General features: G+C 71.9%; 29 protein-coding genes. 15 read left to right on the forward strand and 14 right to left on the reverse strand.

Features of this window, described 5'->3' with window-relative positions; all coding sequences use genetic code 11:
* Positions 1–183: 183 nt before the first annotated feature.
* The 3 genes from ACIP9H_RS15470 to ACIP9H_RS15480 are packed head-to-tail and all read left to right on the forward strand — an operon-like array spanning position 184 to position 2,896.
* Positions 184–1,125, forward strand: a complete 942-nt coding sequence (locus ACIP9H_RS15470; RefSeq protein WP_401580480.1) for an ABC transporter substrate-binding protein — start codon at positions 184–186, stop codon at positions 1,123–1,125.
* A gap of 26 nt (positions 1,126–1,151) precedes the next feature.
* Entirely contained in the window at positions 1,152–2,108 is a 957-nt protein-coding gene (locus tag ACIP9H_RS15475) for an amino acid ABC transporter permease (protein WP_401580481.1), read from the forward strand.
* Positions 2,108–2,896: an amino acid ABC transporter ATP-binding protein gene (locus ACIP9H_RS15480; RefSeq protein WP_401580483.1), complete on the forward strand. Its 789-nt coding sequence runs from the start codon at positions 2,108–2,110 to the stop codon at positions 2,894–2,896. Before ACIP9H_RS15475 ends, ACIP9H_RS15480 begins: the two co-directional genes overlap by 1 nt.
* A gap of 95 nt (positions 2,897–2,991) precedes the next feature.
* Here ACIP9H_RS15480 and ACIP9H_RS15485 read toward each other — a convergent pair whose 3' ends face one another.
* Positions 2,992–3,765: a class I SAM-dependent methyltransferase gene (locus tag ACIP9H_RS15485; protein ID WP_401580485.1), complete on the reverse strand. Its 774-nt coding sequence runs from the start codon at positions 3,763–3,765 to the stop codon at positions 2,992–2,994.
* Between the two features lie 79 nt (positions 3,766–3,844).
* On the opposite strand from ACIP9H_RS15485, the gene ACIP9H_RS15490 reads away from it, so the two are divergent.
* Complete coding sequence (locus ACIP9H_RS15490; protein ID WP_401580486.1) at positions 3,845–4,474, forward strand: CGNR zinc finger domain-containing protein; 630 nt, start codon at positions 3,845–3,847, stop codon at positions 4,472–4,474.
* Here the strand turns inward: ACIP9H_RS15490 and sodX are convergent.
* Positions 4,378–4,812: a nickel-type superoxide dismutase maturation protease gene (gene sodX, locus ACIP9H_RS15495; RefSeq protein ID WP_401580488.1), complete on the reverse strand. Its 435-nt coding sequence runs from the start codon at positions 4,810–4,812 to the stop codon at positions 4,378–4,380. The two genes, ACIP9H_RS15490 and sodX, sit on opposite strands and share 97 nt — an antisense overlap.
* A gap of 138 nt (positions 4,813–4,950) precedes the next feature.
* On the opposite strand from sodX, the gene sodN reads away from it, so the two are divergent.
* Positions 4,951–5,346, forward strand: a complete 396-nt coding sequence (sodN, locus tag ACIP9H_RS15500) for a superoxide dismutase, Ni (protein WP_018563636.1) — start codon at positions 4,951–4,953, stop codon at positions 5,344–5,346.
* A 96-nt stretch (positions 5,347–5,442) separates the two neighbouring features.
* Here the strand turns inward: sodN and ACIP9H_RS15505 are convergent, their stop codons facing one another.
* The 8 genes from ACIP9H_RS15505 to ACIP9H_RS15540 all read right to left on the reverse strand — a co-directional run bounded on the left by ACIP9H_RS15505 (position 5,443) and on the right by ACIP9H_RS15540 (position 10,178).
* Positions 5,443–5,679: a hypothetical protein gene (locus ACIP9H_RS15505; RefSeq protein ID WP_401580490.1), complete on the reverse strand. Its 237-nt coding sequence runs from the start codon at positions 5,677–5,679 to the stop codon at positions 5,443–5,445.
* Positions 5,680–5,922, reverse strand: coding sequence for a hypothetical protein (locus ACIP9H_RS15510; RefSeq protein WP_401580492.1), 243 nt, complete (start codon positions 5,920–5,922; stop codon positions 5,680–5,682).
* Positions 5,919–6,614, reverse strand: a complete 696-nt coding sequence (locus ACIP9H_RS15515) for an IS3 family transposase (RefSeq protein ID WP_401581111.1) — start codon at positions 6,612–6,614, stop codon at positions 5,919–5,921. Before ACIP9H_RS15515 ends, ACIP9H_RS15510 begins: the two co-directional genes overlap by 4 nt.
* The gene (locus ACIP9H_RS15520) at positions 6,611–6,913 is read right to left on the reverse strand and encodes a transposase (RefSeq protein ID WP_401580493.1); all 303 of its coding nucleotides are present in this window, start codon (positions 6,911–6,913) and stop codon (positions 6,611–6,613) included. The genes ACIP9H_RS15515 and ACIP9H_RS15520 overlap by 4 nt, the downstream gene beginning before the upstream one ends.
* A 127-nt stretch (positions 6,914–7,040) precedes the next feature.
* A complete protein-coding gene (locus ACIP9H_RS15525) occupies positions 7,041–7,733 on the reverse strand; it encodes a hypothetical protein (RefSeq protein ID WP_401580495.1) in 693 nt (230 codons plus the stop codon).
* Positions 7,734–7,793: 60 nt separating this feature from the next.
* Positions 7,794–9,638: a hypothetical protein gene (locus ACIP9H_RS15530; RefSeq protein WP_401580497.1), complete on the reverse strand. Its 1,845-nt coding sequence runs from the start codon at positions 9,636–9,638 to the stop codon at positions 7,794–7,796.
* Between the two features lie 67 nt (positions 9,639–9,705).
* Positions 9,706–9,918 carry a hypothetical protein gene (locus tag ACIP9H_RS15535; protein WP_360907163.1) on the reverse strand — a complete coding sequence of 71 codons (213 nt, stop codon included), beginning with the start codon at positions 9,916–9,918 and terminating at the stop codon, positions 9,706–9,708.
* Between the two features lie 44 nt (positions 9,919–9,962).
* Entirely contained in the window at positions 9,963–10,178 is a 216-nt protein-coding gene (locus ACIP9H_RS15540) for a hypothetical protein (protein WP_319665718.1), read from the reverse strand.
* A gap of 273 nt (positions 10,179–10,451) precedes the next feature.
* On the opposite strand from ACIP9H_RS15540, the gene ACIP9H_RS15545 reads away from it, so the two are divergent.
* Positions 10,452–10,802 (forward strand): hypothetical protein, encoded by a 351-nt coding sequence (locus ACIP9H_RS15545; RefSeq protein WP_401580498.1) that lies wholly within the window; start codon positions 10,452–10,454, stop codon positions 10,800–10,802.
* Between the two features lie 295 nt (positions 10,803–11,097).
* The gene (locus ACIP9H_RS15550; RefSeq protein ID WP_401580500.1) at positions 11,098–11,463 is read left to right on the forward strand and encodes a hypothetical protein; all 366 of its coding nucleotides are present in this window, start codon (positions 11,098–11,100) and stop codon (positions 11,461–11,463) included.
* A 77-nt stretch (positions 11,464–11,540) separates the two neighbouring features.
* Here the strand turns inward: ACIP9H_RS15550 and ACIP9H_RS15555 are convergent, their stop codons facing one another.
* The 3 genes from ACIP9H_RS15555 to ACIP9H_RS15565 form a co-directional block, all read right to left on the reverse strand.
* Positions 11,541–11,801 (reverse strand): hypothetical protein, encoded by a 261-nt coding sequence (locus ACIP9H_RS15555; protein ID WP_360907169.1) that lies wholly within the window; start codon positions 11,799–11,801, stop codon positions 11,541–11,543.
* Positions 11,802–12,090: 289 nt separating this feature from the next.
* A complete protein-coding gene (locus ACIP9H_RS15560) occupies positions 12,091–12,537 on the reverse strand; it encodes a helix-turn-helix domain-containing protein (protein WP_401580502.1) in 447 nt (148 codons plus the stop codon).
* A 629-nt stretch (positions 12,538–13,166) separates the two neighbouring features.
* Positions 13,167–14,498 (reverse strand): polysialyltransferase family glycosyltransferase, encoded by a 1,332-nt coding sequence (locus ACIP9H_RS15565; protein ID WP_401580504.1) that lies wholly within the window; start codon positions 14,496–14,498, stop codon positions 13,167–13,169.
* 346 nt (positions 14,499–14,844) lie between these two features.
* Between ACIP9H_RS15565 and ACIP9H_RS15570 the strand changes: the two genes are divergently transcribed.
* Both ACIP9H_RS15570 and ACIP9H_RS15575 read left to right on the forward strand, forming a co-directional pair.
* Positions 14,845–15,210 (forward strand): YciI family protein, encoded by a 366-nt coding sequence (locus tag ACIP9H_RS15570; protein ID WP_401959399.1) that lies wholly within the window; start codon positions 14,845–14,847, stop codon positions 15,208–15,210.
* 61 nt (positions 15,211–15,271) lie between these two features.
* Positions 15,272–16,594 (forward strand): RNA polymerase sigma factor, encoded by a 1,323-nt coding sequence (locus ACIP9H_RS15575; protein ID WP_401580507.1) that lies wholly within the window; start codon positions 15,272–15,274, stop codon positions 16,592–16,594.
* Here ACIP9H_RS15575 and ACIP9H_RS15580 read toward each other — a convergent pair.
* Positions 16,558–16,797: a hypothetical protein gene (locus ACIP9H_RS15580; protein WP_401580509.1), complete on the reverse strand. Its 240-nt coding sequence runs from the start codon at positions 16,795–16,797 to the stop codon at positions 16,558–16,560. The two genes, ACIP9H_RS15575 and ACIP9H_RS15580, sit on opposite strands and share 37 nt — an antisense overlap.
* A gap of 264 nt (positions 16,798–17,061) precedes the next feature.
* Between ACIP9H_RS15580 and ACIP9H_RS15585 the strand changes: the two genes are divergently transcribed.
* The 6 genes from ACIP9H_RS15585 to ACIP9H_RS15610 all read left to right on the forward strand — a co-directional run bounded on the left by ACIP9H_RS15585 (position 17,062) and on the right by ACIP9H_RS15610 (position 23,610).
* Complete coding sequence (locus ACIP9H_RS15585) at positions 17,062–17,688, forward strand: histidine phosphatase family protein (protein WP_401959401.1); 627 nt, start codon at positions 17,062–17,064, stop codon at positions 17,686–17,688.
* Positions 17,689–17,835: 147 nt separating this feature from the next.
* Positions 17,836–20,538 (forward strand): SpoIIE family protein phosphatase, encoded by a 2,703-nt coding sequence (locus ACIP9H_RS15590; RefSeq protein WP_401959413.1) that lies wholly within the window; start codon positions 17,836–17,838, stop codon positions 20,536–20,538.
* Between the two features lie 68 nt (positions 20,539–20,606).
* Positions 20,607–21,497 (forward strand): 1-aminocyclopropane-1-carboxylate deaminase/D-cysteine desulfhydrase, encoded by an 891-nt coding sequence (locus ACIP9H_RS15595; protein WP_401580515.1) that lies wholly within the window; start codon positions 20,607–20,609, stop codon positions 21,495–21,497.
* A gap of 10 nt (positions 21,498–21,507) precedes the next feature.
* Positions 21,508–22,017: a GNAT family N-acetyltransferase gene (locus ACIP9H_RS15600; protein ID WP_360907187.1), complete on the forward strand. Its 510-nt coding sequence runs from the start codon at positions 21,508–21,510 to the stop codon at positions 22,015–22,017.
* A gap of 206 nt (positions 22,018–22,223) precedes the next feature.
* Positions 22,224–22,637 carry an anti-sigma regulatory factor gene (locus tag ACIP9H_RS15605; protein WP_319665704.1) on the forward strand — a complete coding sequence of 138 codons (414 nt, stop codon included), beginning with the start codon at positions 22,224–22,226 and terminating at the stop codon, positions 22,635–22,637.
* 43 nt (positions 22,638–22,680) lie between these two features.
* Complete coding sequence (locus tag ACIP9H_RS15610) at positions 22,681–23,610, forward strand: RNA polymerase sigma factor SigF (protein WP_401581114.1); 930 nt, start codon at positions 22,681–22,683, stop codon at positions 23,608–23,610.
* The last annotated feature ends 171 nt before the right edge of the window (positions 23,611–23,781 follow it).

Below are 23,781 nucleotides of genomic sequence, written 5' to 3' on the forward strand. Positions count from 1 at the left end.
CCGGCCTTGGTGTACCTGCCCGATGAGATCCAGGGGATCGCCCGTTATGCGATTTTGACACAACCGGACACCTCCGAAGACATGCCCGGATGGCAAGATGCGGGGATCACACGCTGTAGCGACAACCGCATACATGTACCCGGATGATCGCCTGATCCAGGACTCCCGCAGGAGGAACCAGCAATGACCGCACCCACCCCCCGTCGCTCGACCGTGACGAGCCGCTTCGCCGCCGTCGGAGCGATCGCGGTCGCCGGTGCCCTCGTGCTCACCGGCTGCGGCGACCAGACGGACAAGGGATCCTCCGCGTCGCCCTCCACCAGCGCCTCCAAGGCACCGCTGTTCGACAAGCTGCCGGCGTCGGTGCAGTCCGCCGGTGTGATCAAGGTCGGCTCCGACATCGCCTACGCGCCCGTGGAGTTCGTCGACGGCGGCAAGACCGTCGGCATGGACCCGGACCTGGCCGACGCGCTCGGCGAGCAGCTCGGCGTGAAGTTCGAGTTCAACAACGGCACGTTCGACACCCTGCTCACGGGTCTGCGCGGCAAGCGCTACGACGTGGTGATGTCCGCGATGAGCGACACCAAGAACCGCCAGGACGGCGTCGACTCCGCCACCGGCAAGAAGGTCGGCGAGGGTGTCGACTTCGTCGACTACTTCACCGCGGGCTCCTCGATCATCGTGAGGAAGGGCAACCCGGAGGGCATCAAGTCGCTCGCCGACCTGTGCGGCAAGAACGTCGCCGTGCAGCGCGGCACCACCTCGCAGGACCTGCTCAAGGCGCAGAAGTGCGACAAGCCGATGGCGATCCAGCCCTTCGACACCGACGCGGACGCGCAGACCCGCCTCAAGGCGGGCGGCGTTGTCGCGGACGTCTCCGACTTCCCGGTGGCGGCCTACGCGGTGAAGACCTCCGGCGGCGGCCAGAACTTCGAGCTCGCGGGCGAGCAGGTCGAGGCCGGCCCGTACGGCATCGCCGTGTCGAAGTCCAACACCCAGCTGCGTGACGCCCTCCAGGCCGCGCTGGACGCCATCATCAAGGACGGCTCCTACAGCAAGGTGATGGAGAAGTGGGGCGTCTCCGACGGCGCCGTCACCGAGGCCAAGGTCAACGGCGGCTCCTGAGCCACGACGGCAAGAGGGCACTCCCCATGTCAGACACATCGGAACCCAAGGACGAGAGCACGCCGGCCGGGCCCCCGGCCGGCGTGGCCTCCCACCCCGAGGCCATCAAGGCGATCCCCGTGCGGCACTACGGCCGCTGGGTCGCCGCCCTGGTGGTGCTCGCGGTGCTCGGCCTGCTCGTCAACGCCTTCGCCAACGCGAACATCAACTACCAGGCGATCCCGGACTTCCTGTTCGACTCCGCCGTCCTCAAGGGCCTGCGCAACACCGTGATCATCACGGTGGTGTCCATGCTCGTCGGACTGGTGCTGGGCATCGTGCTCGCGGTGATGCGGCTGTCGAAGAACCCGGTCACCTCCTCGGTGGCCTGGGGCTACATCTGGTTCTTCCGCGGCACCCCGGTCTACGTCCAGCTGCTGATCTGGTTCAACCTGGCGCTGATCTTCCCGGTCATCAATCTCGGCTTCTACAAGGACGAGATGAACCAGTTCATGACCCCGTTCATGGCCGCGCTGCTGGGCCTGGGGCTGAACGAGGCCGCGTACATGTCGGAGATCGTGCGCGCGGGCATCCAGTCCGTCGACGAGGGTCAGACCGAGGCCTCGCACGCGCTCGGCATGACCCAGGGGCAGAACCTGCGCCGTGTGGTGCTGCCGCAGGCGATGCGGGTCATCGTGCCGCCGTCCGGCAACGAGTTCATCAACATGCTGAAGACCTCGTCGCTGGCGGCGCAGGCCGCGCAGTACGCGGAACTGCTGCGCTCCACCACGGACATCGGCAACACCACCGGCGCCACGGTCGAGATGCTCTTCCTCGCCGCGGTCTGGTACCTGGTGCTCACCTCGGTGTTCTCCGTGGGCCAGTACTACTTGGAGCGCCGCTACGCCCGGGGCACGACGCGCAACCTGCCGCCCACCCCGTGGCAGAGGATCAAGCAGAACCTGGCCCCGGTCCGCCGCGGCCCGGTGGCGGGAGGTGCCTGATGACCGACTTCAGCAAGGGCACCGGCGGCCGTCCGATGGTCAAGGCCGAAGCGGTGCACAAGTACTTCGGCCCGGCCCACATCCTCAAGGGCATCGACCTGGAGGTCGCGCCCCGTGAGGTGTTCTGCCTGATCGGCCCGTCCGGCTCGGGCAAGTCCACGTTCCTGCGCTGCATCAACCACCTGGAGCAGATCAGCGCGGGCCGGCTGTCGGTCGACGGCGAACTCGTCGGCTACCGGCAGAAGGGCGACAAGCTCTACGAGCTCAAGGACCGCGAGGTCGCCGCCAAGCGCCGCGACATCGGCATGGTCTTCCAGCGCTTCAACCTCTTCCCGCACATGACCGCGATGGAGAACATCATCGAGGCACCGGTGCGCGTGAAGAAGGAGTCCAAGGCCGTCGCGCGCGAGCGGGCCACCCGCCTGCTCGACCGGGTCGGCCTCGCCGACAAGGCGGGCCACTACCCCTCGCAGCTCTCCGGCGGCCAGCAGCAGCGCGTGGCCATCGCCCGCGCGCTGGCGATGGAGCCGAAGCTGATGCTCTTCGACGAGCCGACCTCCGCGCTCGACCCCGAGCTCGTCGGCGACGTGCTGGACGTGATGCGCGGGCTCGCCGAGGACGGCATGACCATGATCGTCGTGACGCACGAGATGGGCTTCGCCCGCGAGGTCGGCGACGCGCTGGTCTTCATGGACGACGGTGTGGTGGTCGAGTCCGGCCACCCCCGCGACGTGCTGGCCAACCCGCAGCACGACCGCACCAAGGCGTTCCTGTCCAAGGTGCTCTGACCGGAGCCCCGGGGCGGGACACGACACGGCGAGGGACGGCGCCCGGCGGCGCCGTCCCTCGCCGTTCCGCGTGCCGGGGCGTACGGGGGGCCGGCTCAGCGCAGGCCGAGGACGATCGCGTCGGTCGCCGAACGCCAGATCTCCCGTGCCTCGCCGAAACCCGCCTGGCGCAGGGCCGCGACGTGCCAGGAGGGCGGCAGTTCGTCACCGTCCGCGTGGGAGCCGTAGATCGCCCAACGCTCCTCGACGGGGCCGGCGAGCAGCGGGTCGGCCTTGGCGGTGGCCCACCACTGCTCCCAGTCCAGCGCGCCCGCGGCCTTCTCGCGGTCGCGGCGGGCGTGGTCGAGGGCGCGGACGGCGGCGTTGAGCCGCGGGGTGGACGCGTCGGGCATGTGGTCGGCGTTCATCAGGACGCCGCCGTCGCGCAGCAGCCCGGCGAGGGTGCCGTACAGGTCGCCGAGCGGCCCGGGCTTGAGCCAGTGCAGCGCGGTGGCGGTGAGGACGGCGTCGTAGCGGCCGTGCGGCAGCCGGGCCGGCCACTGCGGGTCGCGCAGGTCGGCGGTGACGAACTCGACGCGCCGTTCACCGGCGAAGTGCCCCCGGGCGATCGTGAGCAGCGCCGGGTCGAGGTCGACCCCGGTGGACGTCGCCCCGGGGAAGCGGCGCAGCAGGCGGTCGGAGATACTGCCGGTGCCGCACGCGAGGTCCAGCACCCGGGGTTCCGGGCCGACCAGGGCCTCGACCATGTCGAGCATGATCCGGAAACGCTCCTCGCGGTCCGGGAGGTACCACTCCTGCTGCCGGTCCCAGCTGTCCTGCCAGGCCTGCCAGCCGGCGGCCCCGGTGGTGGTCGTGGTGGTTCCGGACATCCGCATCCCCTCCAGATGTAATACCCTGAAAGCCAGATCAGCCATTACCAACCCTAGAGCGCGGGCGTAAGGACTACAAGTGGAACTGGCCCATTACTCAGACCTCGCCTCGCGCCTGGTGAACAGCGAGGAGCCCGAGCGCGGCACCGACACCCTGACCTCGGTGGAGGCCGTACGGGAGCTGTTCGGGCCGGCCAGTCAGGCCGCGAGCCGCATCACCGAGGCCGACGTGCAGCGGCTGCGCGGCGTGCGCACCCGCCTGCGGGGCGTCTTCGAGTCCGCCTCCGAGGGCGACGAGGTCCGCGCCGTCGACCTGCTGAACTCACTGCTGCTGGAGTTCCCGGTCAGCCCGCAGATCTCCGGGCACCAGCACCTGAACAAGAGCGGCCGGCCGGACTGGCACATGCACCTGGCCGAGCACGCGGCGACGGCGACCGCGTCCTACGCCGCCACCGCCTGCATGGGCCTGGCGTTCCAGCTCACCGTCCTCGGGGTGGACCGGCTCGGCATCTGCCAGGCCACCACCTGCCGCAACGCCTACATCGACACGTCGACCAACCACTCGCGCCGCTACTGCTCCGACCGCTGCGCCACCCGGGCCAACGTGGCCGCCTACCGCGCCCGCAAGCGCCTGGAGAACGACCGGTCGGCCCTCAGCGGCCGCACCGACGACGCCACCCAGCCCGCCACCCCGGCCACCGACCGCTGAACCTCGATCGGCGGCCGGAACCGGCCGAGCCCCCGGGCGAGCACCAGCTCGTCCGGGACGGTGCCGAACTCCCGGCTGTCGTTCTCCACAAAGGTGTTGTCGCCCAGCACCCACCAGCCGCCCTCGCGCCGCTCCACGGCGCGTTTGACGATGAGCAGGTCCTGCTGCAGCGGATGCCGCATCACCACGACCTCGCCCTCACGGACCTCGTCGGCGCCCGCGACATGACGCACGAGCAGCCAGTCGCCGTGGACCAGTGTCGGCGCCATCGACGGACCCGTGACCTCGACCAGCTGGAACGGCACTCTCCTCCTCTGCCCAGCCCCCGGTTCCCGCATGCTCAGCCTCCTCGTCCCGTCCTCCACCAGCCCAGGGTGTCACCAGACTTTTGTCCTAAGCACCAAGGGGCCCCGAGAAAACCACCCGGACAGGGAGTAATCTCGCTCGTGGAAAGACGATCACGAGGAAGGACAGTCATGCTCGCTCGCCTGTTCGCGCCCAAGGTGAAGGTCAGCGCCCACTGCGACCTGCCCTGCGGCGTTTACGACCCGGCCCAGGCCCGCATCGAGGCGCAGTCCGTCAAGGCGGTCCAGGAGAAGTACCAGGCCAACGAGGACCCGCACTTCCGCGCGCGCGCCATCGTCATCAAGGAGCAGCGTGCGGAGCTCGTCAAGCACCACCTCTCGGTGCTGTGGAGCGACTACTTCAAGGCCCCGCACTTCGAGAAGTACCCCCAGCTGCACCAGCTCTTCAACGACGCGCTGAAGGCCGGCAGCGCCGCCAAGGCGTCGACCGACCCGGCGACGGGCCAGAAGCTGCTGGACCTGATCGACCAGATCGACGCCATCTTCCAGGAGACGAAGAAGGCCTGACCTGGCGTCGGCAGGTGGGCGCCCGGCCGCTTCGGCGGCCGGGCGCTGCCGTTCCCGGGACACGCGCCGTCAGGCGGCGCGCGGTCCCGGGCGTGTTCAGCCGCGGTCGAGCACGGCCGGCGGCGGCACCGGGGAAGGGGTGCCGCGCACGCGGCGCAGGAATTCCAGCTCGTCCATGACGCACAGGACCGTCATGGGCAGCAGCGGCTCGACGGCCGGCGGACGGCGGCGCGGCCCGGCGAGGCGGCGGACCAGACCGGCGGCGCGCGGCAGGACACCGCGGCCCCGCCGGAGCGGACGCGGACGCCGGCGCACACGGAAGCGGGCGCGCATCTAGGACACCGCCGGTCCGGAACGCAGCCAGCCGATCACGGCGTTGACCGTCGGATAGTCCAGTTCGGCGATCCGGGCGACGGCCCAGGCGTCGTCGCCGCGCATACGGACACCGGCGGCGTCGAGCGCGCAGTGCAGCATGACCTGGTGGGCCTGGGTGGCGGGCAGGATCTGCCCCGGCCGGATCTGCTGCCGCAGCGACGAGGAGATCGGCAGCGGCGGCGTCGGTCGTTCCACGGTCATGCGCGGATCCCCTCGAAGTAGTCGGACAGGGCGCCGGTGAGTTCGGGCCTGCTGTTCCATTCCCGGTGGCCGATGAGTTCGGTGTACACACGGGACCAGAAGGCCGCGACCACCGCGTGGTCGGCGCGGTCGGCGACCAGGCCGGTGGGCGGGGCCAGGCCGCCCGCGTGCGCCCGGTCGGTGAAGACGAGCGTGACGAGGGGGGCACGCTCGCTCTCCGGGCCGGCCTCGGCGGGCGCCGCGTCGCGCAGTACGGCCCTGCTCAGGGCGTCCGCCGCGACACCGGCCGCGGGCCCGGGCCCGGTGCTCCAGCCCATCAGCCGCCTGCTGTGGGCCTCCAGGACGACCACGCACAGCACGTCGCCCTGCCGGGTGGGCAGTGACACGGCGTCGGTCACCCACAGCCGGCCGGGAACGCCCGACCGTCCCTGGAGACCGGCGCGGCGCATGAGCAGTTCCACCGTGCCGTGGCTGACCGAGACGCCGTGCCGCAGCAGCAGTTCCTCGTGGACGCGCCGGTATCCGAAGGTGCCGCGCGAGGCGGTGTGGATCGAGGTGATGAGGTCGGTGAGCCATGCGTGGCGCAGGGAGCGCGCCGACGGGGTGCGGTTGCGCCAGGTGAAGTAGCCCGACTCGGAGGTGCCGAGCACGCGGGTGGCGGTGCGTACGGGCAGCCCCTCCCCCGCCATCATGTGCACGGCCTCGAAACGCCTTTTGGGGACACCACATCGCGCAGCAGCTCCGTCGCGCGCCGGTGCACGGCCAGTTCGGTCTCCAGCTCGCTGATGCGCCTGCGCGCCGCGCTGAGCTCGGCGCCGGTCGTCGGCAGCCGGCGCTTCCTGCCCAGGTGCGGCAGGTGGGTGCGCCGCCACTGGTAGACCGTCTGGTCGCTGAGCTCGAGCGCGTCGGCGACCTTCCGTACGGGCTCGCCGGCGGTCAGCAGATCGAGGGCCTTGCTGCGCAGCTCGGGCGGGTAACGACGAGTGGGCACTTCTTTTTCCTCCGGGGGGAGCCGGTTCGGGGTGTGCCCCGGACCGGGGCCCGCCCTGGGGGTAAGGGGGTGTGTGCGGGCGGGCCCCGGTCCGGGAGTCGGTGGGTCGGTGCGTTCAGGAAACGTTTCAGCTGACGTGGCGCCGCATGCTGACGGTGGGCTGGAAGGCGCTCAGCGGGCTCACGCCGCGCGCCGCCGGCACGGCGTCCGCCGCCCGGCCGAGGATCGCCTTGACCTCGGCGGCCAGCGCGTCGGCCCGGCTCTCCACCACGCCGGCCGGGTCGTCGCAGTGCTCCAGTGCGGACAGCCGGCGGCGTACGTCGGCGAGCCGGGCGCGGTCGGCCCGGCCCAGGACGAGCGGGCGCGGGGTCGCCACGATGAACTGGTACGCGCCGGCGAAGGTCTGGCAGCCGGCGCAGTGCTCGTTCACGGCGCGGCTGATGTTCGTGGCGGTGATCCGCCGGATGTCGACACCGGACGTGGTGACGATCTGGAAGGACAGCGCCACCGACCGGCACGGCCGGTCGAGGGAGCAGCCGGCGGAGGCGGCGACCGCCCGGTTGTGCGCGACGGCGGCGACGAGCGGGCCGTACTCGTGGATCGCGAACGAGTCGTCGTACTGGACCCGGTGGGCGCGATTGGCCAGGGTGTGGGCCTCGTCGACGGCGGCGGCGACATCGCGGGGGATGCCCGACCGCGGTGCCGCGACCGCTCCGGCCGGGGCCGCGGTGGCGAGGGCGGCCAGTCCTGCGGCGGCCAGCATGACCGGCCCGGCGGCCTTGCGGCCGAACGTGCCCGTGCGGGGCTTTCGGTGCGTCACGTGCTTCTCCTGTACGGGTGTGCGGAAGGGGGTGCGCGACGGGAGGGGACCGGCCGCGCGTCACGAGGGGAAGGGCGGGGGGCTGATGAAGGTGAACGGCGGGGTGGAGGGCGGCACCGACGGCGTCACCGAGTCCGAGGGCGAGGCGCTGGGCGAGCCCTCGGACGGACTGGGCCCGGCCGTCGCGCTGGTACTGCTGCCGCTGGGGGTCGGGCCGCTGCGGGTGGGCTGCGGCGAGGCGGAGGTCCTGACGGCCGAGGGGGAGGCGCTGGGCGTCGCCGGAGCGGAGGAGGAGGCGCTCGGCGACGGTGACGCGGACGGCTCGGCCGCCAGGGGCGCGGTGCTCGCCGCCGGGGGCAGCGAGGGCGGGGTCGTGCTGGGCAGCGGCGAGGGGGCCACCGTGCGGAGCGGCCGGACCTCCGGCACCCCGGGCTGCAGGATCGGGGCGATCGGCGGCTGCGGCGGCAGCGGCTTGGGGGTCACGCCGCCCAGCCACGCGCCGCAGAGCGCCGCGCCTCCCGCCAGCACGACCCCGCAGAGGGCCAGCCGCAGCCGCAGGTTGCCCTCGGTGGCCCGGACCACGGCACGTACCGCCCGCCCGCCCAGGCGGACCGACAGGTAGGCCGCGCCGGCCAGCGGGCAGATCAGCATGAGGCTGCCGAGGATGCCGACGAGGCCCGCGGCGATCTCGCCGTCGGCGAAGGCGAACCAGGTCCCGGCCAGTTGCTCGGCCAGCGAGCGCAGACTCGTGGCCAGCAGCCGCGGCAGGTTCCACAGCACGTAGCCGAGTTCGGCCAGCAGCAGCGGCACCATGGTGACGACCCACGCGGTGACGATGACCCGCGCGGAGCGCTTGAGGTCGGCGACGTCCGGGTGCACCGGGCGGCCCGGCCGCATGCTGAGCAGGATGGGCTTGATCTTGCCGAAGAGGTCGGGAACCCCGGCCAGGTCACCGAGGATGTAGTAGCCGTCGAGCCGCACCGCCGGCATCAGCTGCTCGACGATCTCGAAGTGCGCCAGATAGATCGCGCCGAGGAAGAAGGACTGCCCCGTGGCGAAGTACCCGGCGGCCAGGGCGAGTATGAAGACGACGTTGAAGTAGACGCCGCCCAGGTCGGTGCGCATGCGCCCGGCCCGGCCGATCCGGTACACGTCCGTGACGTCGGTGTACATGGACGGCCAGATCAGGAAGAGCCCGCAGCCGATGGCGCCCGGCCGGGCGCCGCTGTAGCGGCAGGCGGAGGCGTGCCCGAACTCGTGGAAGACCAGCGAGGCCACCGTCAGCGCGAACACCACCAGCATCAGCACCGGCTGTTCCAGTACCTCGAGCACCGGTGTCATCGCCCCGTGCACCAGGAACAGCCACAGCTCCATGACGACGGCGGCGCCGAGCACCAGGGCGACCACCGGTGGGCGGTGCAGCCAGGCCAGGGCGCTCGCGATCCGGGCTACCTGCCGCTCGCGCAGCACCACGCGGTGGCCCTTCAGGACCAGCAGCAGGTCCGCGGTCGGGCCGCTGACCTTGTCGTCCTCCTGGCCGAACGGCACGGTGACGCCGAGCGGCTGAAGTTTGTGCTCGATCAGGTAGTGGATGTTGTCCGCGCTGACCTCGCGGCCGAACCGGCCGCTCACCCGGTGCGAGACGGCCTCGGTGTCCCGGCGTCCGTCGATGGCGCCGGCGACCAGGTAGAGCAGCCTGCTCAGCTGCACGACCTGCCCGTCTCCCCGGCGGACCAGGTAGCGGGGCTCGGTGAAGCCCGATCCCTGGTACTCGCCCAGGAGTTGGAGTCCCGCGCCGAGACGCGGAACCGGAAAGCCGGTGTCGTACGCGGGCGGGCTCGCATCCGCCTCGTACACCGCCGTTCCCGTGGGGCCGGGGCTGCCCGCCCTGTGACTGTGGGGCACCGTCTGCTCTTCCTCCCGAGGCGGACCGCACCGCGCCGGGCGCGGTCCGCACGGACACGGGGTGTGGTTACTGGCGGATGCTGATCGCCTGGGTGGCCTCGGACTGGGCGACCGCGAACGGCGAGTCGACGTTCGCGGCGAGCGAGTCGTTGTGGGCCTCGACGTGCGCCACGTGCTTGGTGACGTGGGTGGTCTTGACGAAGCTGAACTTCAGCTTGCCCAGGGCCTCGCGGCCGGGCAGCAGCTCCGCGGACTCGGCGTCGAGCTGGTCGTTGTTCATGAACGGGTACCTCTCTCGGATGATGGGGGGCGAGCGGCCGCGGGCTACTGGCAGATGCTGATGGCCTGCGTGGCCTGCGACTGCGCGACGGCGTACGGGGAGTCGACGTTGACGCCGAGCGACTGGTTGTGGGCGTCGACGTGCGCGACGTGCTTGGTCACGTGCGTCGTCTTGACGAAGCTGAACTTGAGCTTGCCCAGGGCCTCGCGGCCGGGCAGCAGCTCCGCGGACTCGGTGTCCAGCTCTCGCATGTCGAGCATGAAGGTTCCTTCGGACGAGGGGCGTGGGCAGGCAACGGATCCCAGAATCCGTCCATCCACACCGGACGAACTGTCTGACGGCGTTGGACAGTAGCTGCGCACCCCACCCCGGGCAAGCGTCCTCGCCTGTGCCGACGCAGCGTCAACTGTGCAGCCTGGTACGGGAAACAACTGGTGGGAGGCCGTCGTGCGGCCGGCCGGCCGCACCACCGGGCCACCCCGTTATCACCCGAACGGGTCAATCCGCTCGCTTCCCGAACTGAGGAAGTCCCCATGGAAGCGGCGAAGTCCGGCGAATCGGTGGCTATCCTCTCGATCTCCGAGGTGCAAGAGCCGACCGAGCCTCCGGCGAGAGGGGTGCACGTGCTTTTCGTTCAAGGGGCGTCCGCGACCGCAGTCGTCCGCCACCGGACAGGAGAGTCCGTTGTTCTGCTTTCCGGCGAACTCCCCTCCGTTCTGACCCCGTCGAGTCTGAACGAACTGCTGAATCTGGCTGCCGCGGTACTGACCCCGGAGGAGATGGAGCTGTTCCGGAGCTGTCTGACCGCGCTGCGCTGCGGGGAGAAACTCCAGGAGCGCCGCATCGAGGTGAGCGGCGCGGTCCTCACCGTCCACAGCAGCTGAAACACACGACAGGGAATTTTACGGACTCAATTTCCGGGGCATTTCCAAAAACGCCTCCGGCGCCCGACATGCCGAATACCGGTCACCCTGGAGGGTGTTTCCCGGGACCGTTCACCGAAAGCCCTCAACAGAGTCGACGGCAAAGCTCACGGGCGGTTTTGCATCTCGTTGACAACTTCCTTCCCAGGTCGCCCGATCGGCCTCGCCGGCACCCGTCGCCGAATGAATTCCGTCCAGTCGCCGAGTAACGTTCGGCGGGCCATCCGGCAATTCATCCACTGTGAGGAGAAAACCGATGAGAAAAATCGCTCGGGCCGCTGCGACGACCGCCCTGGCAGCCGTCGCGGTGATCGTGCCGCTCACCGGCACGGCCGTGGCCGCGCCCTCGCACGCCGTTTCCGGCGGCTGGGACCGGGGTGACGGCTGGGGCCGCGGCGACGGAGGCTGGGGCCGGGGCCACAACGGCAACTGGTGCGGGGGCCACCACCGGGGCGGGGTCCGGCTGTGGACCTACTACCGCTGGAGCAACGGCTGGGGCCACGGCCGGGGCTGGGACAACCGCGGAGGTGACCGGTTCGGCTTCGGAGGCGAACGCTTCGTGTTCGGACGCGACGGGAGGGACTGCGGCTGCGGCGACGGTTTCCGTGGCGGGCGTTTCTGATCCCGCGGGCTCATGAGGCGGGCCCCCGGGGGGCGCATTCCCCCGGGGGCCCCGCCCCTGCCCGCCATGATGGCGGATCAGCTGCTGTAGACGGTGAGGACCGCGCCGCTCACCTCGATGCGGCGCTCCTGGAGTTTCTCCCCGCAGCGCAGCGCGGTCAGACAGCTCCGGAACAGCTCCATCTCCTCCGGGGTCAGTACCGCGGCAGCCAGATTCAGCAGTTCGTTCAGACTCGACGGGGTCAGAACGGAGGGGAGTTCGCCGGAAAGCAGAACAACGGACTCTCCTGTCCGGTGGCGGACGACTGCGGTCGCGGACGCCCCTTGAACGAAAAGCACGTGCACCCCTCTCACCGGAGGCTCCGGGGGCCCACCCACTCGTCCCGGGACTGGAGAGAATATCCCCGTTCCCTCCGCTCTTTGTCCGTTCTTGGGTTACTTCACCACCACCCGGCACGGCAGAACCGGCATGCCCATGCCGTTCTGGAGGGGATGCCCCGGTCAGCGGACCCCGGCAAGGGCCAAATCAGCACACTGCTGCATCAGACCGCCCGGGCCATCGGCAGTACCTGTCCATCCACCAACGGCTCCCCCATCTTCCCGCCGCGCCGGCGGTCATGACGGGCGATCAGCCGGACGACTCCGGGGCGGCCGCGGGACCTGCGCCGGACCCGGGTCCGGCGTCCGGTTCAGGGGCGCTGCGCAGCAAGGACTCGACGAGTGCGGCGACATGGCGGCGATCCGCCTCGGACAGCCGCTGGACGCTGGCGATCAGGGTGGCGACCTCCGGGTCGGGGGCGGCACCGCCCTCACCGCCGGCGGCCGCGCCGTCCGCGAAGTACAGGTGGATCCCGCAGGCCTCGGCGGCGGCTCTGCGCACGGCGTCCAGCGGCAGTTCCAGGCCCCGGGCCAGCCCGTCCAGAGTGGACTGCTGCGGCATCCTGGCAACCCGCGCGCTGGTGGCCAGGTGGTGCACGGTCGACCGCGGCACGCCTCCCCGGCGCGCCACCTCGCCGTACGACCAGCCCCGCTGCTCCAGCCGGCGCCTGATCAGTTCCTGCAGTGCGTTGCCCACGGGGTGGATTCTTCCTGCTAGCACGTCGGTTGACCCGTCCGGGTGAGATCGAGTCTATAGCGGCCACCGCGGCACGCCCCGGCTGCGGCTGCCCTCACCTGCACCTTCACCCTTCCACGCGGCACCGTCCGGACTCAAATGCCGCGAAATGCTTGCCGCGAGCCGCCCCAGCCACTAGCGTCCGACGTGACCAGACGTGCCGTCCAATACTTCTGGACAGCGCAACGCGGACCATCCGTCCGCCCGGGCCGGCCCTCCTTCCGGCGACGTTCCGACCCCGGAAATCCTGACAGCGATTCCACGCGCCCCGGGGCGATTTTCCCGAGCATCACCAAAACTGCACCCCGGGCGCATCGTCCCCACCTTCAACGCTTCCGCGACACGGCACGTCACGCCCGGCACCCGCCGCATCCGGACGGAATCTAGAGGTGATCAACCCCGGCGCAACCCGGATGCCCAAAACTGGCCGCTTTTGCCCCATCCGATCAAGTGATTCAACGTCATGGGCATGGGGCGCAGCAGATGCCGACAGCTGACGTTCGCTGTTGTGCCCGCGGCGGATCCGGGAAGGACCGGTGCGACGGATCCCGCGGGCCGTGCCCGGGCCGCCCCTCGCCCGGGGCCCGCGCTCACGACCTGACGGCTCGCAGCGTGCGCACGATGCGCCGCACGGCCGGATGGCGGCGCAGCGCCTCGGCGCGGACCGGGGCCCCGCCGGGGAGCCGCAGGCTCGTCAGGCGGCGGCGCTTGAAGTACCGCGCCGGGCCCGCCTGATGACGGGTGAGCCAGGCCTCCGCCTCCGGACGCAGCCCGGGATGGGCCCGCGCCTGCATGCAGTAGCCCACGGTCCGGATCAGCGGCGCGAGGCGTTCCGCGACCAACTCCCCGGTGAGCGCAAGGGGCTTGCCGACCACCTCAGTGTCGCGTTCCAGGTCCGGCAGCGCGGCGTCGATCAGCGTCAGCGGTACGCGGTTGCTGTTCTCGTACGGGCTGATCCGCTCCAGCAGCAGTTCGGTGCCGACCCGGGCGACCGGGATGCCGTAGAAGGACGCGGCGGTGACCAGCGCCGTCGAGAAGCAGCCCACGACGAGCTCGGGACGGTCCCGTTCGAAGAGGGTCTCGGCGAGCACCGGCGCGTCGAGGACGGCCAGTTCGGCCCCGAGCTCCGCGGCCGCCCGCTCCATGGAGCGCGACAGGTGCGCGGGTGCGCTGGGATGCGGTTTGAAGAGCACCGAGGTGTGGCCCGCGGCCACCGCGCCGCGCAGTATCCGCGCGTGCAGCTCCTCCTCCTCCTGTTCGGAGATGAGGTCCAGCGCGGACAGGTACTGGCCGAGGAGCACCGCGGTGTACCGGCCGGACACGGCCGGCGCGGCGGCGCCGATGCCGGAGAGCGTGCGCAGGAAGGACTCGACCGGGATGGGCACCGCCTCCACCTCGTACTCCGAGAGCAGCAGGGGGCGCAGTCCCGGCAGCAGGTCGAGGTGGAGCAGGCGCGCGATGCGGCAGGCGATGCCGCCGGGGAGCCGGTCGCGGGTGGGGCCGTAGCTCATCAGGCCGTCCGCGTACACATGGATCGTGCTCTCGGCGAAGATCTCGGCCGCCGCGCGGGAGGGGTTGGCCTGCAGGGACTCGCAGGCGATCTCCACCGGCTCGTCCCCGAGGTCCCAGGCCAGGCGCAGCGACCGCTCCCACAGGGTGAGGTCCTGCTCGCGGGGGGACCAGCCGACCGGGTGGTGCGGGGCGACGGTCTCGTTCCAGAAGTGCACCGCGTCGAACTCCGGGCGCAGTTCCTCGAATCCGGCCATCCGGTCCAATGGTGTGGTCAGTTCGGGGATGGCCGAGGTGTTGCTCACCACGAGGAGGCGCCGGTGCCCCTCGCGCGGGCCGAACAGCCCCGCCCGGACGGCCGCCGTGACGGTCGCCGCCGCGTACTGCGTCGCCGCGAAGAAAATCTGGATCATCTGGGACAAATTCCTTCATGCCGGGCACACGCCCGCCGCGCACCCGGCGCGGCGTCTGGTCCGGGGCGCAGCCGCTCTCTCCTCAGCATCACGGCCGGGATCCCCCGGGACCAAGCCCGGCCGCCGGATATCACCGGACCGGGTGACCCCTGTACGGGCGGGCTTACGTGCACGTCACCCGATTGCGCCGCCCTCGCGGCGAGGGCCCCGCGGGCCCTCGCCGACCCCGCCGGGACCGGCCCGGAAAAAATCTTCGGCCGACGTGTCGATCCGCGTGCCGCCCGTTCGACGCGTATGCAGAAGCGGGGCAGCGGCCCCGCCTGCACCAAGACAGAGGAGTACGGCAATGCGTTTCATGTCCCTGATCCTGATCGACCAGGACAAGGTCCCGGCAGGCGGCCCGAGCGAGCAGCTGATGCAGGACATGGGCAAGCTCATCGAGGAGATGTCCGCGGCCGGCGTGCTGCTGGACACCGCCGGGCTGCGCCCGCCCGCCGAGGGCTTCCGGATGCACTGGGACCACGGGAAGCTGACCGTCGTCGACGGGCCCTTCACCGAGTCGAAGGAGTTCATCGGCGGCTACGCGATCATCCAGGCGAAGTCGAAGGAGGAGGCGCTGGAGTGGACCAAGCGCTTCCTCCAGGTGCACGGCGACGAATGGGAGCTCACCTGCGAGGTCCGCGAGGTGGAGGAGGCCCCCGAGCTGGCCTGAGGGCGCGGCCGCGCCGCTCCGCCGAACGGGTTGCGGCTCCCGGGGGCGGCTGCTCTGATGGGTGGCTGTGACCGGTACGGCTTCTGGCTCCGATGACGCCCGCCGAGCGATCGACGCGGTGTGGCGGATCGAGTCGGCCCGGGTGATCGCCGCTGTCGCGCGCGTCGTGCGCGACATCGGCGTCGCCGAGGAACTCGCCCAGGACGCCCTGGTGGCCGCCCTGGAGCAGTGGCCCCGGGACGGTGTCCCCGCCAACCCCGGCGCCTGGCTCACGGCCGCGGCCAAGCACCGCGCGATCGACCTCGTCCGCCGCAAGGAGGTCTTCGCGCGCAAGCTGGAGGAGCTGGGGCACGCCCTGGAGGCGCGCCCGCCCGAGTCCGAGGCCGGTTTCGCGGCGGCCGAGGCGGCGGCCGACGACGACATCGAGGACGACCTGCTCCGGCTGGTCTTCACCGCCTGCCACCCGGTGGTGTCCACCGAGGCGCGGGTGGCGCTCACCCTGCGCCTGCTGGGCGGCCTGACGACCCCCGAGATCGCACGGGCCTTCCTGGTGCCCGAGGCGACCGTCGCGCAGCGCATCGTCCGGGCGAAGCGCAACCTGGCCAAGGCGGAGGTGCCCTTCGAGCAGCCGCAGGGACCGGAACGGGTCGAGCGCCTGTCCTCGGTGCTGGAGGTCATCTACCTGGTCTTCAACGAGGGGTACTCGGCCACCGCCGGGGACGACTGGATGCGCCCGGCGCTCTGCGAGGACGCGCTGCGGCTGGGGCGGCTGCTGGCCGGCCTGATGCCGAAGGAGCCCGAGGTCCACGGCCTGGTCGCGCTGATGGAGATCCAGGCGTCCCGGGCGGCGGCGAGGACCGGCCCCGACGGTGAGCCGGTGCTGCTGATCGACCAGGACCGGCGGCGCTGGGACCGGCTGCTGATCCGCCGCGGCTTCGCCGCCCTGGCCCGCTCCGACGCGGCCGGCGGCCCGCCGGGGCCGTACGCGCTCCAGGCCGCCATCGCCGCCTGCCACGCCCAGGCGGCCCGCGCGCAGGACACCGACTGGCGGCGCATCGCGGACCTGTACGGGGTGCTGGCGGTGCGGGCGCCCTCGCCGGTGGTGGAGCTCAACCGGGCGGTCGCGGTCACCATGGCGTACGGGCCGCAGGAGGGGCTGGCCGTCGTGGACCGGCTGACCGGCGAGCCCGCGCTGCGCGAGTACCACCTGCTGCCGAGTGTCCGCGGCGACCTGCTGGAGCGCCTGGGCCGCCACGACGAGGCACGCGCGGAATTCCTGCGCGCCGCGGAACTCACCCGCAACGAGCGCGAGCGCGCCCTGCTGCTGGGACGGGCCTCGGCGGCCGGTCAGACCCGCGGCGGCGAATCCGGCGGCCGGGGCTGAAAGCCGCCGCGACGCGGGCCGCGGAGCGCGTGCAGCATGATCATCATGAGCAGCGGGCACATCAGCGCCACCGCGAGGATGAACACCGCGGCGAAGGGGACGCCGACGCTCAGGGCGACCACCACGGCAAGGGCGGCGAGGACCGCGGCGACGGCCCAGTGGCGGCCGCTGCGCGGCAGGGCGGGTGTTCCGGGCGTTCGCATCGCGGCCTCCCGCGTCGGCTCGCCGAGAATTCACCTTCCATCGTACGCCGCGGGCGGTTTCCCGCCCCCGGCGCGCAGTCGTCCTGTCCGGCCGGACAGGACGCCAACCACCGTGCGGCCGGGGCGAATTGACGGCAGTGCTGTCGGCCCGCCGGACGGCGCGTGGCATCATCCTGCGGGGTGACGCCCCGCGGCACGGCGGAACCGGGCCCGCACGGGCGGCGTCTCCACGCCCAGCATCCCGACACCCGAGAGGGGCCCGGCATGACCGGCACGGCGAGCCGCTATCTCTATCTGACCCGCCACGCGGAGGCGCTGCCCGACGAGAGCGGCCTGACGGAGAACGGCTTCCGGCAGGCGGAACTCCTCGGCGAGCGTCTCAAGGGGACCCCGATCGCCGCCGTCCACCACGGCCCGCTCCCCCGTGCCGCGCAGACCGCCGCGCTCATCGGCGAACGGCTGGGCGGCGCGGTGCCGGTGGGGGCGAACGACCTGGCCGGCGACTACCCGCCCTACATCCCGCAGGAGTCCGAGCTGCCGTCGGACAGCGCGTACTACCTCTCCCGGTTCCTGGACCGCTTCGGCCCGGAGGAGCGGGCGTGGGGGCCGGAGCTGGGGCGGGAGGCGCTGGCGCGCTTCGCGGGGCCGCCGGCCGCGGGCAAGGCCGCCCACGAGCTCGTGGTCACCCACAACTTCCTGATCGGCAGGCTGGTCTCGGCGGCCCTGGACGCGCCGCCGTGGCGCTGGCTCGGCCTCGACCACGCCAACGCCGCCCTGACCGTCATCCGCTACACGCCGGGCCGTCCGCACTCCGTCCTGCTCTACAACGACATGCGGCACCTCCCGGAAGAACTGCGCTGGACGGGTTTCCCCGCCGAACTGCATTTCTGAGGCGGTCCCCCGCACGCTCCCGCACGCCTCCGGGCGCCACCGGGCCCGCCGACGGCCCTTTCGGCCTCTGGCAGCGCCTCATCCGCAGTGCTACAAAGGCGACATGGCCGACCTTTTCGGCTGATTCGGTGCGTACCGGTGCGATCACTGAGCGAGAAGAGTCCCCGCAGCGTCGCCGGGCAGGTCTTCGTCCTCCAGGTGGCGGTCGTCGTGCTGCTCGTGGCCTGCGGAGTGCTCGCCCTGGTGCTCCAGTCGCGGCACGACAGCGAGCGCGAGGCCGTCAACCGCTCGGTGGCCGCGGCCCGCACCTTCGCCCGTTCCCCCGGGCTGCCGCAGGCACTGAGAAGCCCCGACCCCTCCAAGGTGCTGCAACCGGTCACCGAACTGGCTCGCAAGGAGGCGGGCGTCGACTTCATCGTCGTCATGGACACCCACGGCACCCGCTACACGCACCCCATGCCGGCGCGGATCGGCCGGCGGTTCGTCGGCACCATAGAGCCGTCGCTGCACGGCAAGGTCTACACCGAGAGCGTCCGGGGGCCGCTGGGTCACGAGGTGCAGGCCGTCGTCCCGGTCCACGACCCCGTGGAGGACCCGCGCGGCAGGATCGTCGGCCTGGTCGCGGCCGGCATGAAGGTCACCAATGTGACGGTCGTGGTGAACCGGCAGCTGCCGATCATCCTCGGCGCAGGCGCCGCCGCGCTCGCCCTGGCCATGGCGGGGACGGCACTCATCTCCAGGCGGCTGCGGCGGCAGACCCACCGCCTGGACCCCGCCGAGATCAGCCGCATGTACGAGCACCACGACACAGTGCTGCACTCCGTGCGGGAGGGCGTGCTCATCGTCGCCGCCGACGGCCGCCTGCTGCTGGTCAACGACGAGGCCGCGCGCCTGCTCCACCTGCCGGCCGACACCGAGGGGCGGTACGTCACCGAGCTGGCGGACCTCGAACCCGCCATGGTCGAGCTGCTGGTCTCCCGCCGCGAGGCGACCGACGAGTTCCTCCCGGCCGGCGACCGGCTGCTGGCGGTGAACCAGCGGCTCAACCACGCCGACGGCGTCCTGTCGGGCTCAGTGGTGACGCTGCGCGACTCGACCGAGCTCCAGGCGCTCGCCGGCCGCGCCGAGGTCGCCCGCGAACGCCTCAAACTGCTCTACGACGCCGGGCTGGGCATCGGCACCACCCTCGACGTGGTCCGCACCGCGGAGGAGCTGGCGGAGGTCGCGGTCCCCCGCTTCGCCGACTACGTGACCGTCGACCTCGCCGACCCCGTCCTGCACGGCGAGGAGCCCACCGGAGTGAACGCGGTCGACATGCGCCGCACCGCCGTCAACGGCATCCGCGACGACGCCCCGCTGTACCCGCTGGGCACGCTGATCGACTTCCTGCCGTCCACCCCGCAGGCGCGCGGCTTCGGCACCGGGCGCTCGGAGGTGGTGGGCAGACTCGGCGAGGACCCCGGCTGGCTCGCCCAGGACCCCGAGCGGACGCACAGCATCGTCCGCTACGGCATCCACTCGCTCATCGCGACCCCGCTCAAGGCCCGCGGCGTCGTCCTGGGCGTGGTCAACTTCTGGCGCTCGCAGAAGCCGGAGCCGTTCGACGAGGAGGACCTCTCGCTGGCCGAGGAACTGGTCGCGCGTGCCGCCATCAACATCGACAACGCCCGCCGCTACACCCGCGAGCACGCCCTGGCCGTCACCTTGCAGCGCAGCCTGCTGCCGCGCGCCCTGCCGGAGCAGAGCGCCCTGGACGTCGCCCACCGCTACCTGCCGGCCCAGTCGGGCGTGAGCGGCGACTGGTTCGACGTGATCCCGCTGCCGGGCAACCGGGTGGCGCTCGTCGTCGGCGACGTCGTCGGCCACGGACTGCACGCCGCCGCCACCATGGGCCGGCTGCGCACCGCGGTGCACAACTTCTCCACCCTCGACCTGCCGCCCGACGAGCTGCTGGGCCACCTCGACGACCTCGTCGGCCGGATCGACCAGGACGAGTCCGACACCGAGATCGGCGCCGGCGTCATGGGCGCCAGCTGTCTCTACGCGATCTACGACCCCGTCACCGGGCGCTGCGCCATGGCGCGGGCCGGGCACCACCCGCCCGCACTGGTGCGCCCGGACGGCGCCGTGGAGTTCCCCGACCTGCCCGCCGGCCCGCCGCTGGGGCTGGGCGGCATGCCGTTCAGGACCGCCGAACTGGAGCTCGCCGAGGGCACGCAGCTCGTGCTGTACACCGACGGGCTCATCGAGGACCGCGCGCGCGACCTGGACGTCGGCATGGAGATGCTGCGCCGGGCGCTGGCCGCGCACCCCGAGCGGCCGCCGGAGGAGAGCTGCCGGGCCGTGCTGGAGGCGCTGCTGCCCGGCCGGCCCAAGGACGACGTGGCCCTGCTGATCGCCCGAACCCGCCGCACCCCGGCCTGCCACGTCGCCGAGTGGGACGTACCGCTCGACCCGGCCGCCGTCGCGGGCATGCGGGCCGCGGTGACCGAGCGGCTGGAGGAATGGGGCCTGTGCGAGCTGAGCTTCGGCGCGGAACTGATCCTCAGCGAACTGCTCACCAACGCCATCCGCTACGGCTCCCCGCCGATCTCCGTACGGCTGCTCCGCGACCGCGCCCTGACCTGCGAGGTCTCCGACGGCTGCAGCACCTCGCCGCACCTGCGGTACGCGGCCACGACCGACGAGGGCGGCCGGGGCCTGTTCCTCGTCGCCCAGATCGCCGAACGCTGGGGCACCCGCTACACCCCCGAGGGAAAGGTCCTGTGGGCCGAGCAGCCGCTGCAGGAGTGGAACGCCGGGGAGGCGGCCGCGGGGCTGGCGAACGCCCTCGACACGGCCGCCCGCTGAGCCGGAGCGGCCCCGCCGGGGGCTGCTCCCGACTCCCGGCCGGTTCCCGGTGACGTCACACTGGGGCGGTGATCGTGGACGTCCGGCTGCCCTCCCCTCTTGTCGAGCTGACCGGCGACGAGCGGCTGACGGGGCGCGGGCTGCGCATGCTCGTCAAGCGGGACGACCTGATCCACCCGGAGGTGCCCGGCAACAAGTGGCGCAAGCTCCACCTGAACCTGCGCGCCGCGGCGGACCAGGGACACCAGGTGCTGCTGACGTTCGGCGGGGCCTACTCCAACCACCTGCGCGCGACCGCCGCCGCGGGCCGCCTGCTGGGACTGGCCACCGTCGGGGTCGTGCGCGGCGAGGAGCTCGTCCGGCGCCCGCTGAACCCCTCGCTCGCCCGTGCCGCCGCCGACGGCATGCGCCTGCACTTCCTGGACCGCGCGACCTACCGCCGCAAGGACGAGCCGGAGGTCCTGGCGGGGCTCCTGGAGCGGTTCGGCCCCGCCTATGTGGTGCCCGAGGGCGGCAGCAACGCCTTGGCGGCACAAGGGTGCGTGGCACTCGGCGAGGAACTGCGCGGCGCGGCGGACGTCGTGGGCGTCGCCTGCGGCACGGGCGGCACCCTGGCGGGGCTTGCCGCGGGACTGGGTCCGGAGCAGCGCGCGATCGGCTTTCCCGTCCTCAAGGGCGGCGGATTCCTGCGGGAGGACATAGGCCGCCTCCAGGAGGCGGCCTTCGGCGGGCGGCGCGGTGACTGGCACCTGGAGGAGCGCTTCCACCACGGCGGCTACGCCCGCCGCACGCCCGCCCTCGACGCCTTCGCGGAGGACTTCGGCGCGCGCCACGGCTTCGTGCCGGACCCCGTGTACGTCGCCAAGATGCTGCACGGCCTGTTCTCTCTGGCCGCCGAAGGGGCCTTCGCCGAGGGGACGGTCCTCGCCGCCGTCGTGACGGGCCGGCCGAGCGGTTAGCCTTGGCCGCATGATCCGATCCGCGGCGCCCGGCGACATCCCGGAGATCCACTCGATGATCCGCGAACTCGCGGAGTACGAGCGGGAGCCGGACAGCGCGCGGGCGACCCCCGCGCAGCTGCACGAGGCGCTCTTCGGACCCGGGGCCGCGGTCTTCGCGTTCATCGCCGAGGACGACGACACCGGCGCCGTGGTCGGCTTCGCCGTGTGGTTCCTGAATTTCTCCACCTGGACCGGCACCCACGGCGTGTACCTTGAGGACTTGTTCGTGCGCCCCTCCGCGCGCGGGGGCGGCCACGGCAAGGCGCTTCTCGCCGAGCTGGCCGCCGTCTGCGTCGAGCGGGGCTACGAGCGCTTCGAGTGGTCCGTGCTGGACTGGAACGAGCCGTCGATCGCGTTCTACCGTGCGATGGGCGCCCGTCCCCAGGACGGATGGACGGTGCAGCGGCTGACCGGCGAACCGCTGCGCACCCTCGCGGAGCAGGCCCGTGTCAACAAAGCGACTTCTCTTTCGAATTGAGACCCCTCGCCCCCTACCCACGGTGCGTGCGCATGCGCCTACTATGGGTGACAGCCATGGGGTGCCGGGCCGGGGCTCATTCATGGCGGCGGCCGTGCTCCGTCCGGGCGACACCGGGGTACGGATCGCGATAGCGTCGCTGGCGAACCGAACCAGATCAGTGCAGTGCCGATGAGGGCAGTGCGAGTGCCACCTTGGAGGTGAGGGTGTCCGAGATCGCAGGCGAGCCCGGGTCGAAGGACTTCGTCGAGGTCCGGCTGCCCGCGGCGGGGGCCTATCTTTCGGTGCTGCGTACGGCGACCGCCGGCCTCGCGGCCCGCTTGGACTTCACCCTCGACGAGATCGAAGACCTGCGCATCGCCGTTGACGAGGCGTGCGCGATTCTGCTCCAGCAGGCCGTCCCGGGGTCCGTGCTGAGCTGCGTCTTCCGCCTGGTCGGGGACGCACTGTGGGTGACCGTGTCGGCTCCCACGACCGACGGCCGCGCCCCGGAGCGCGACACCTTCGCCTGGACGGTGCTCTCCGCCCTGGCCGGCGAGGTGGACTCCAGCGTGGCCGAGGACAAGACCGTGAGCATCGCTCTGCACAAGAAGCGCGGTGCAGGACCGGGACAGCTGTAACGGGGGAATCGCCGTGAACGATCTGGAAGGCAGTACGCCCGGGGTGAGGGGCCGCCCCGTACCCGCCCCTGCGGCGCGACAGGACGAGGCACGGCCCCATCCCGGCGGTGGACCGGCGGACCGTCCCGACGACAAGGACGCGCCCGAGCAGACGGATCTGGCGGATCAGGCGGGTCGCATGGAGCAGGAGCAACAGGAGCAGCACGGGCACCACGACCCGCACGACCGGGCCGGGGCGCGTGCGCTCTTCGTGGAGCTGGGCAAGCTTCCGCTGGGTTCCCCGGAGCGGGCCGAGCTGCGCAACCAGCTGGTGCGGATGCACCTGCCGCTGGTGGAGCACCTGGCCCGGCGCTTCCGCAACCGCGGCGAGCCGCTGGACGACCTCACCCAGGTCGCCACGATCGGCCTGATCAAGTCCGTCGACCGGTTCGACGTCGACCGCGGGGTGGAGTTCTCCACGTACGCCACCCCCACCGTGGTCGGCGAGATCAAGCGCCACTTCCGGGACAAGGGCTGGGCCGTGCGCGTCCCGCGGCGGCTCCAGGAGCTCCGCCTGGCGCTCACGACGGCGACCGGCGAGCTCTCCCAGCGGCACGGCCGGGCCCCGACCGTGCACGAGCTGGCGGAGCATCTGAAGATCACGGAGGAGGAGGTCCTCGAAGGCCTCGAATCCGCCAACGCCTACAGCACGCTCTCGCTCGACGTGCCCGACACCGACGACGAGTCGCCGGCCGTGGCCGACACCCTGGGCGCCGAGGACGACGCCCTGGAGGGCGTGGAGTACCGGGAGTCCCTCAAGCCGCTGCTGGAGCAGCTGCCGCCGCGCGAGAAGAAGATCCTGCTGCTGCGCTTCTTCGGCAACATGACGCAGTCGCAGATCGCGCAGGAGGTCGGCATCTCCCAGATGCACGTCTCCCGGCTGCTCGCCCGCACCCTGGCGCAGCTGCGCGACAAGCTCCTCGTCGAGGAGTGACGGCAGCGTCGGTCGCCCTCCGGGCGGCCGACGCCGGGGGCACCTCCCAGCGGTAGCTGGGGGATTTCGAAACGGTCCCTAAAGGGTGTTGCACAAGGCTCTGAGCTGGGCATCTTCTCTGTATGGCTGGGGTGTTACGGGCTGAGCGCGTGTGGGTGGAGACGTTCACGG

This window comes from Streptomyces sp. NPDC088732, from assembly GCF_044751205.1.
GTDB lineage: Bacteria > Actinomycetota > Actinomycetes > Streptomycetales > Streptomycetaceae > Actinacidiphila.

What these genes read in the sequence shown, in the direction of transcription:
- ACIP9H_RS15470 (WP_401580480.1), top strand. Translation starts at nt 184, where the DNA reads ATGACCGCACCCACCCCCCGTCGCTCGACCGTGACGAGCCGCTTCGCC.
- ACIP9H_RS15475 (WP_401580481.1), top strand. Translation starts at nt 1,152, where the DNA reads ATGTCAGACACATCGGAACCCAAGGACGAGAGCACGCCGGCCGGGCCC.
- ACIP9H_RS15480 (WP_401580483.1), top strand. Translation starts at nt 2,108, where the DNA reads ATGACCGACTTCAGCAAGGGCACCGGCGGCCGTCCGATGGTCAAGGCC.
- ACIP9H_RS15485 (WP_401580485.1), bottom strand. Translation starts at nt 3,765, where the DNA reads ATGTCCGGAACCACCACGACCACCACCGGGGCCGCCGGCTGGCAGGCC.
- sodX (WP_401580488.1), bottom strand. Translation starts at nt 4,812, where the DNA reads ATGCGGGAACCGGGGGCTGGGCAGAGGAGGAGAGTGCCGTTCCAGCTG.
- sodN (WP_018563636.1), top strand. Translation starts at nt 4,951, where the DNA reads ATGCTCGCTCGCCTGTTCGCGCCCAAGGTGAAGGTCAGCGCCCACTGC.
- ACIP9H_RS15505 (WP_401580490.1), bottom strand. Translation starts at nt 5,679, where the DNA reads ATGCGCGCCCGCTTCCGTGTGCGCCGGCGTCCGCGTCCGCTCCGGCGG.
- ACIP9H_RS15510 (WP_401580492.1), bottom strand. Translation starts at nt 5,922, where the DNA reads ATGACCGTGGAACGACCGACGCCGCCGCTGCCGATCTCCTCGTCGCTG.
- ACIP9H_RS15515 (WP_401581111.1), bottom strand. Translation starts at nt 6,614, where the DNA reads ATGATGGCGGGGGAGGGGCTGCCCGTACGCACCGCCACCCGCGTGCTC.
- ACIP9H_RS15535 (WP_360907163.1), bottom strand. Translation starts at nt 9,918, where the DNA reads ATGAACAACGACCAGCTCGACGCCGAGTCCGCGGAGCTGCTGCCCGGC.
- ACIP9H_RS15540 (WP_319665718.1), bottom strand. Translation starts at nt 10,178, where the DNA reads ATGCTCGACATGCGAGAGCTGGACACCGAGTCCGCGGAGCTGCTGCCC.
- ACIP9H_RS15545 (WP_401580498.1), top strand. Translation starts at nt 10,452, where the DNA reads ATGGAAGCGGCGAAGTCCGGCGAATCGGTGGCTATCCTCTCGATCTCC.
- ACIP9H_RS15550 (WP_401580500.1), top strand. Translation starts at nt 11,098, where the DNA reads ATGAGAAAAATCGCTCGGGCCGCTGCGACGACCGCCCTGGCAGCCGTC.
- ACIP9H_RS15565 (WP_401580504.1), bottom strand. Translation starts at nt 14,498, where the DNA reads ATGATCCAGATTTTCTTCGCGGCGACGCAGTACGCGGCGGCGACCGTC.
- ACIP9H_RS15570 (WP_401959399.1), top strand. Translation starts at nt 14,845, where the DNA reads ATGCGTTTCATGTCCCTGATCCTGATCGACCAGGACAAGGTCCCGGCA.
- ACIP9H_RS15580 (WP_401580509.1), bottom strand. Translation starts at nt 16,797, where the DNA reads ATGCGAACGCCCGGAACACCCGCCCTGCCGCGCAGCGGCCGCCACTGG.
- ACIP9H_RS15585 (WP_401959401.1), top strand. Translation starts at nt 17,062, where the DNA reads ATGACCGGCACGGCGAGCCGCTATCTCTATCTGACCCGCCACGCGGAG.
- ACIP9H_RS15600 (WP_360907187.1), top strand. Translation starts at nt 21,508, where the DNA reads ATGATCCGATCCGCGGCGCCCGGCGACATCCCGGAGATCCACTCGATG.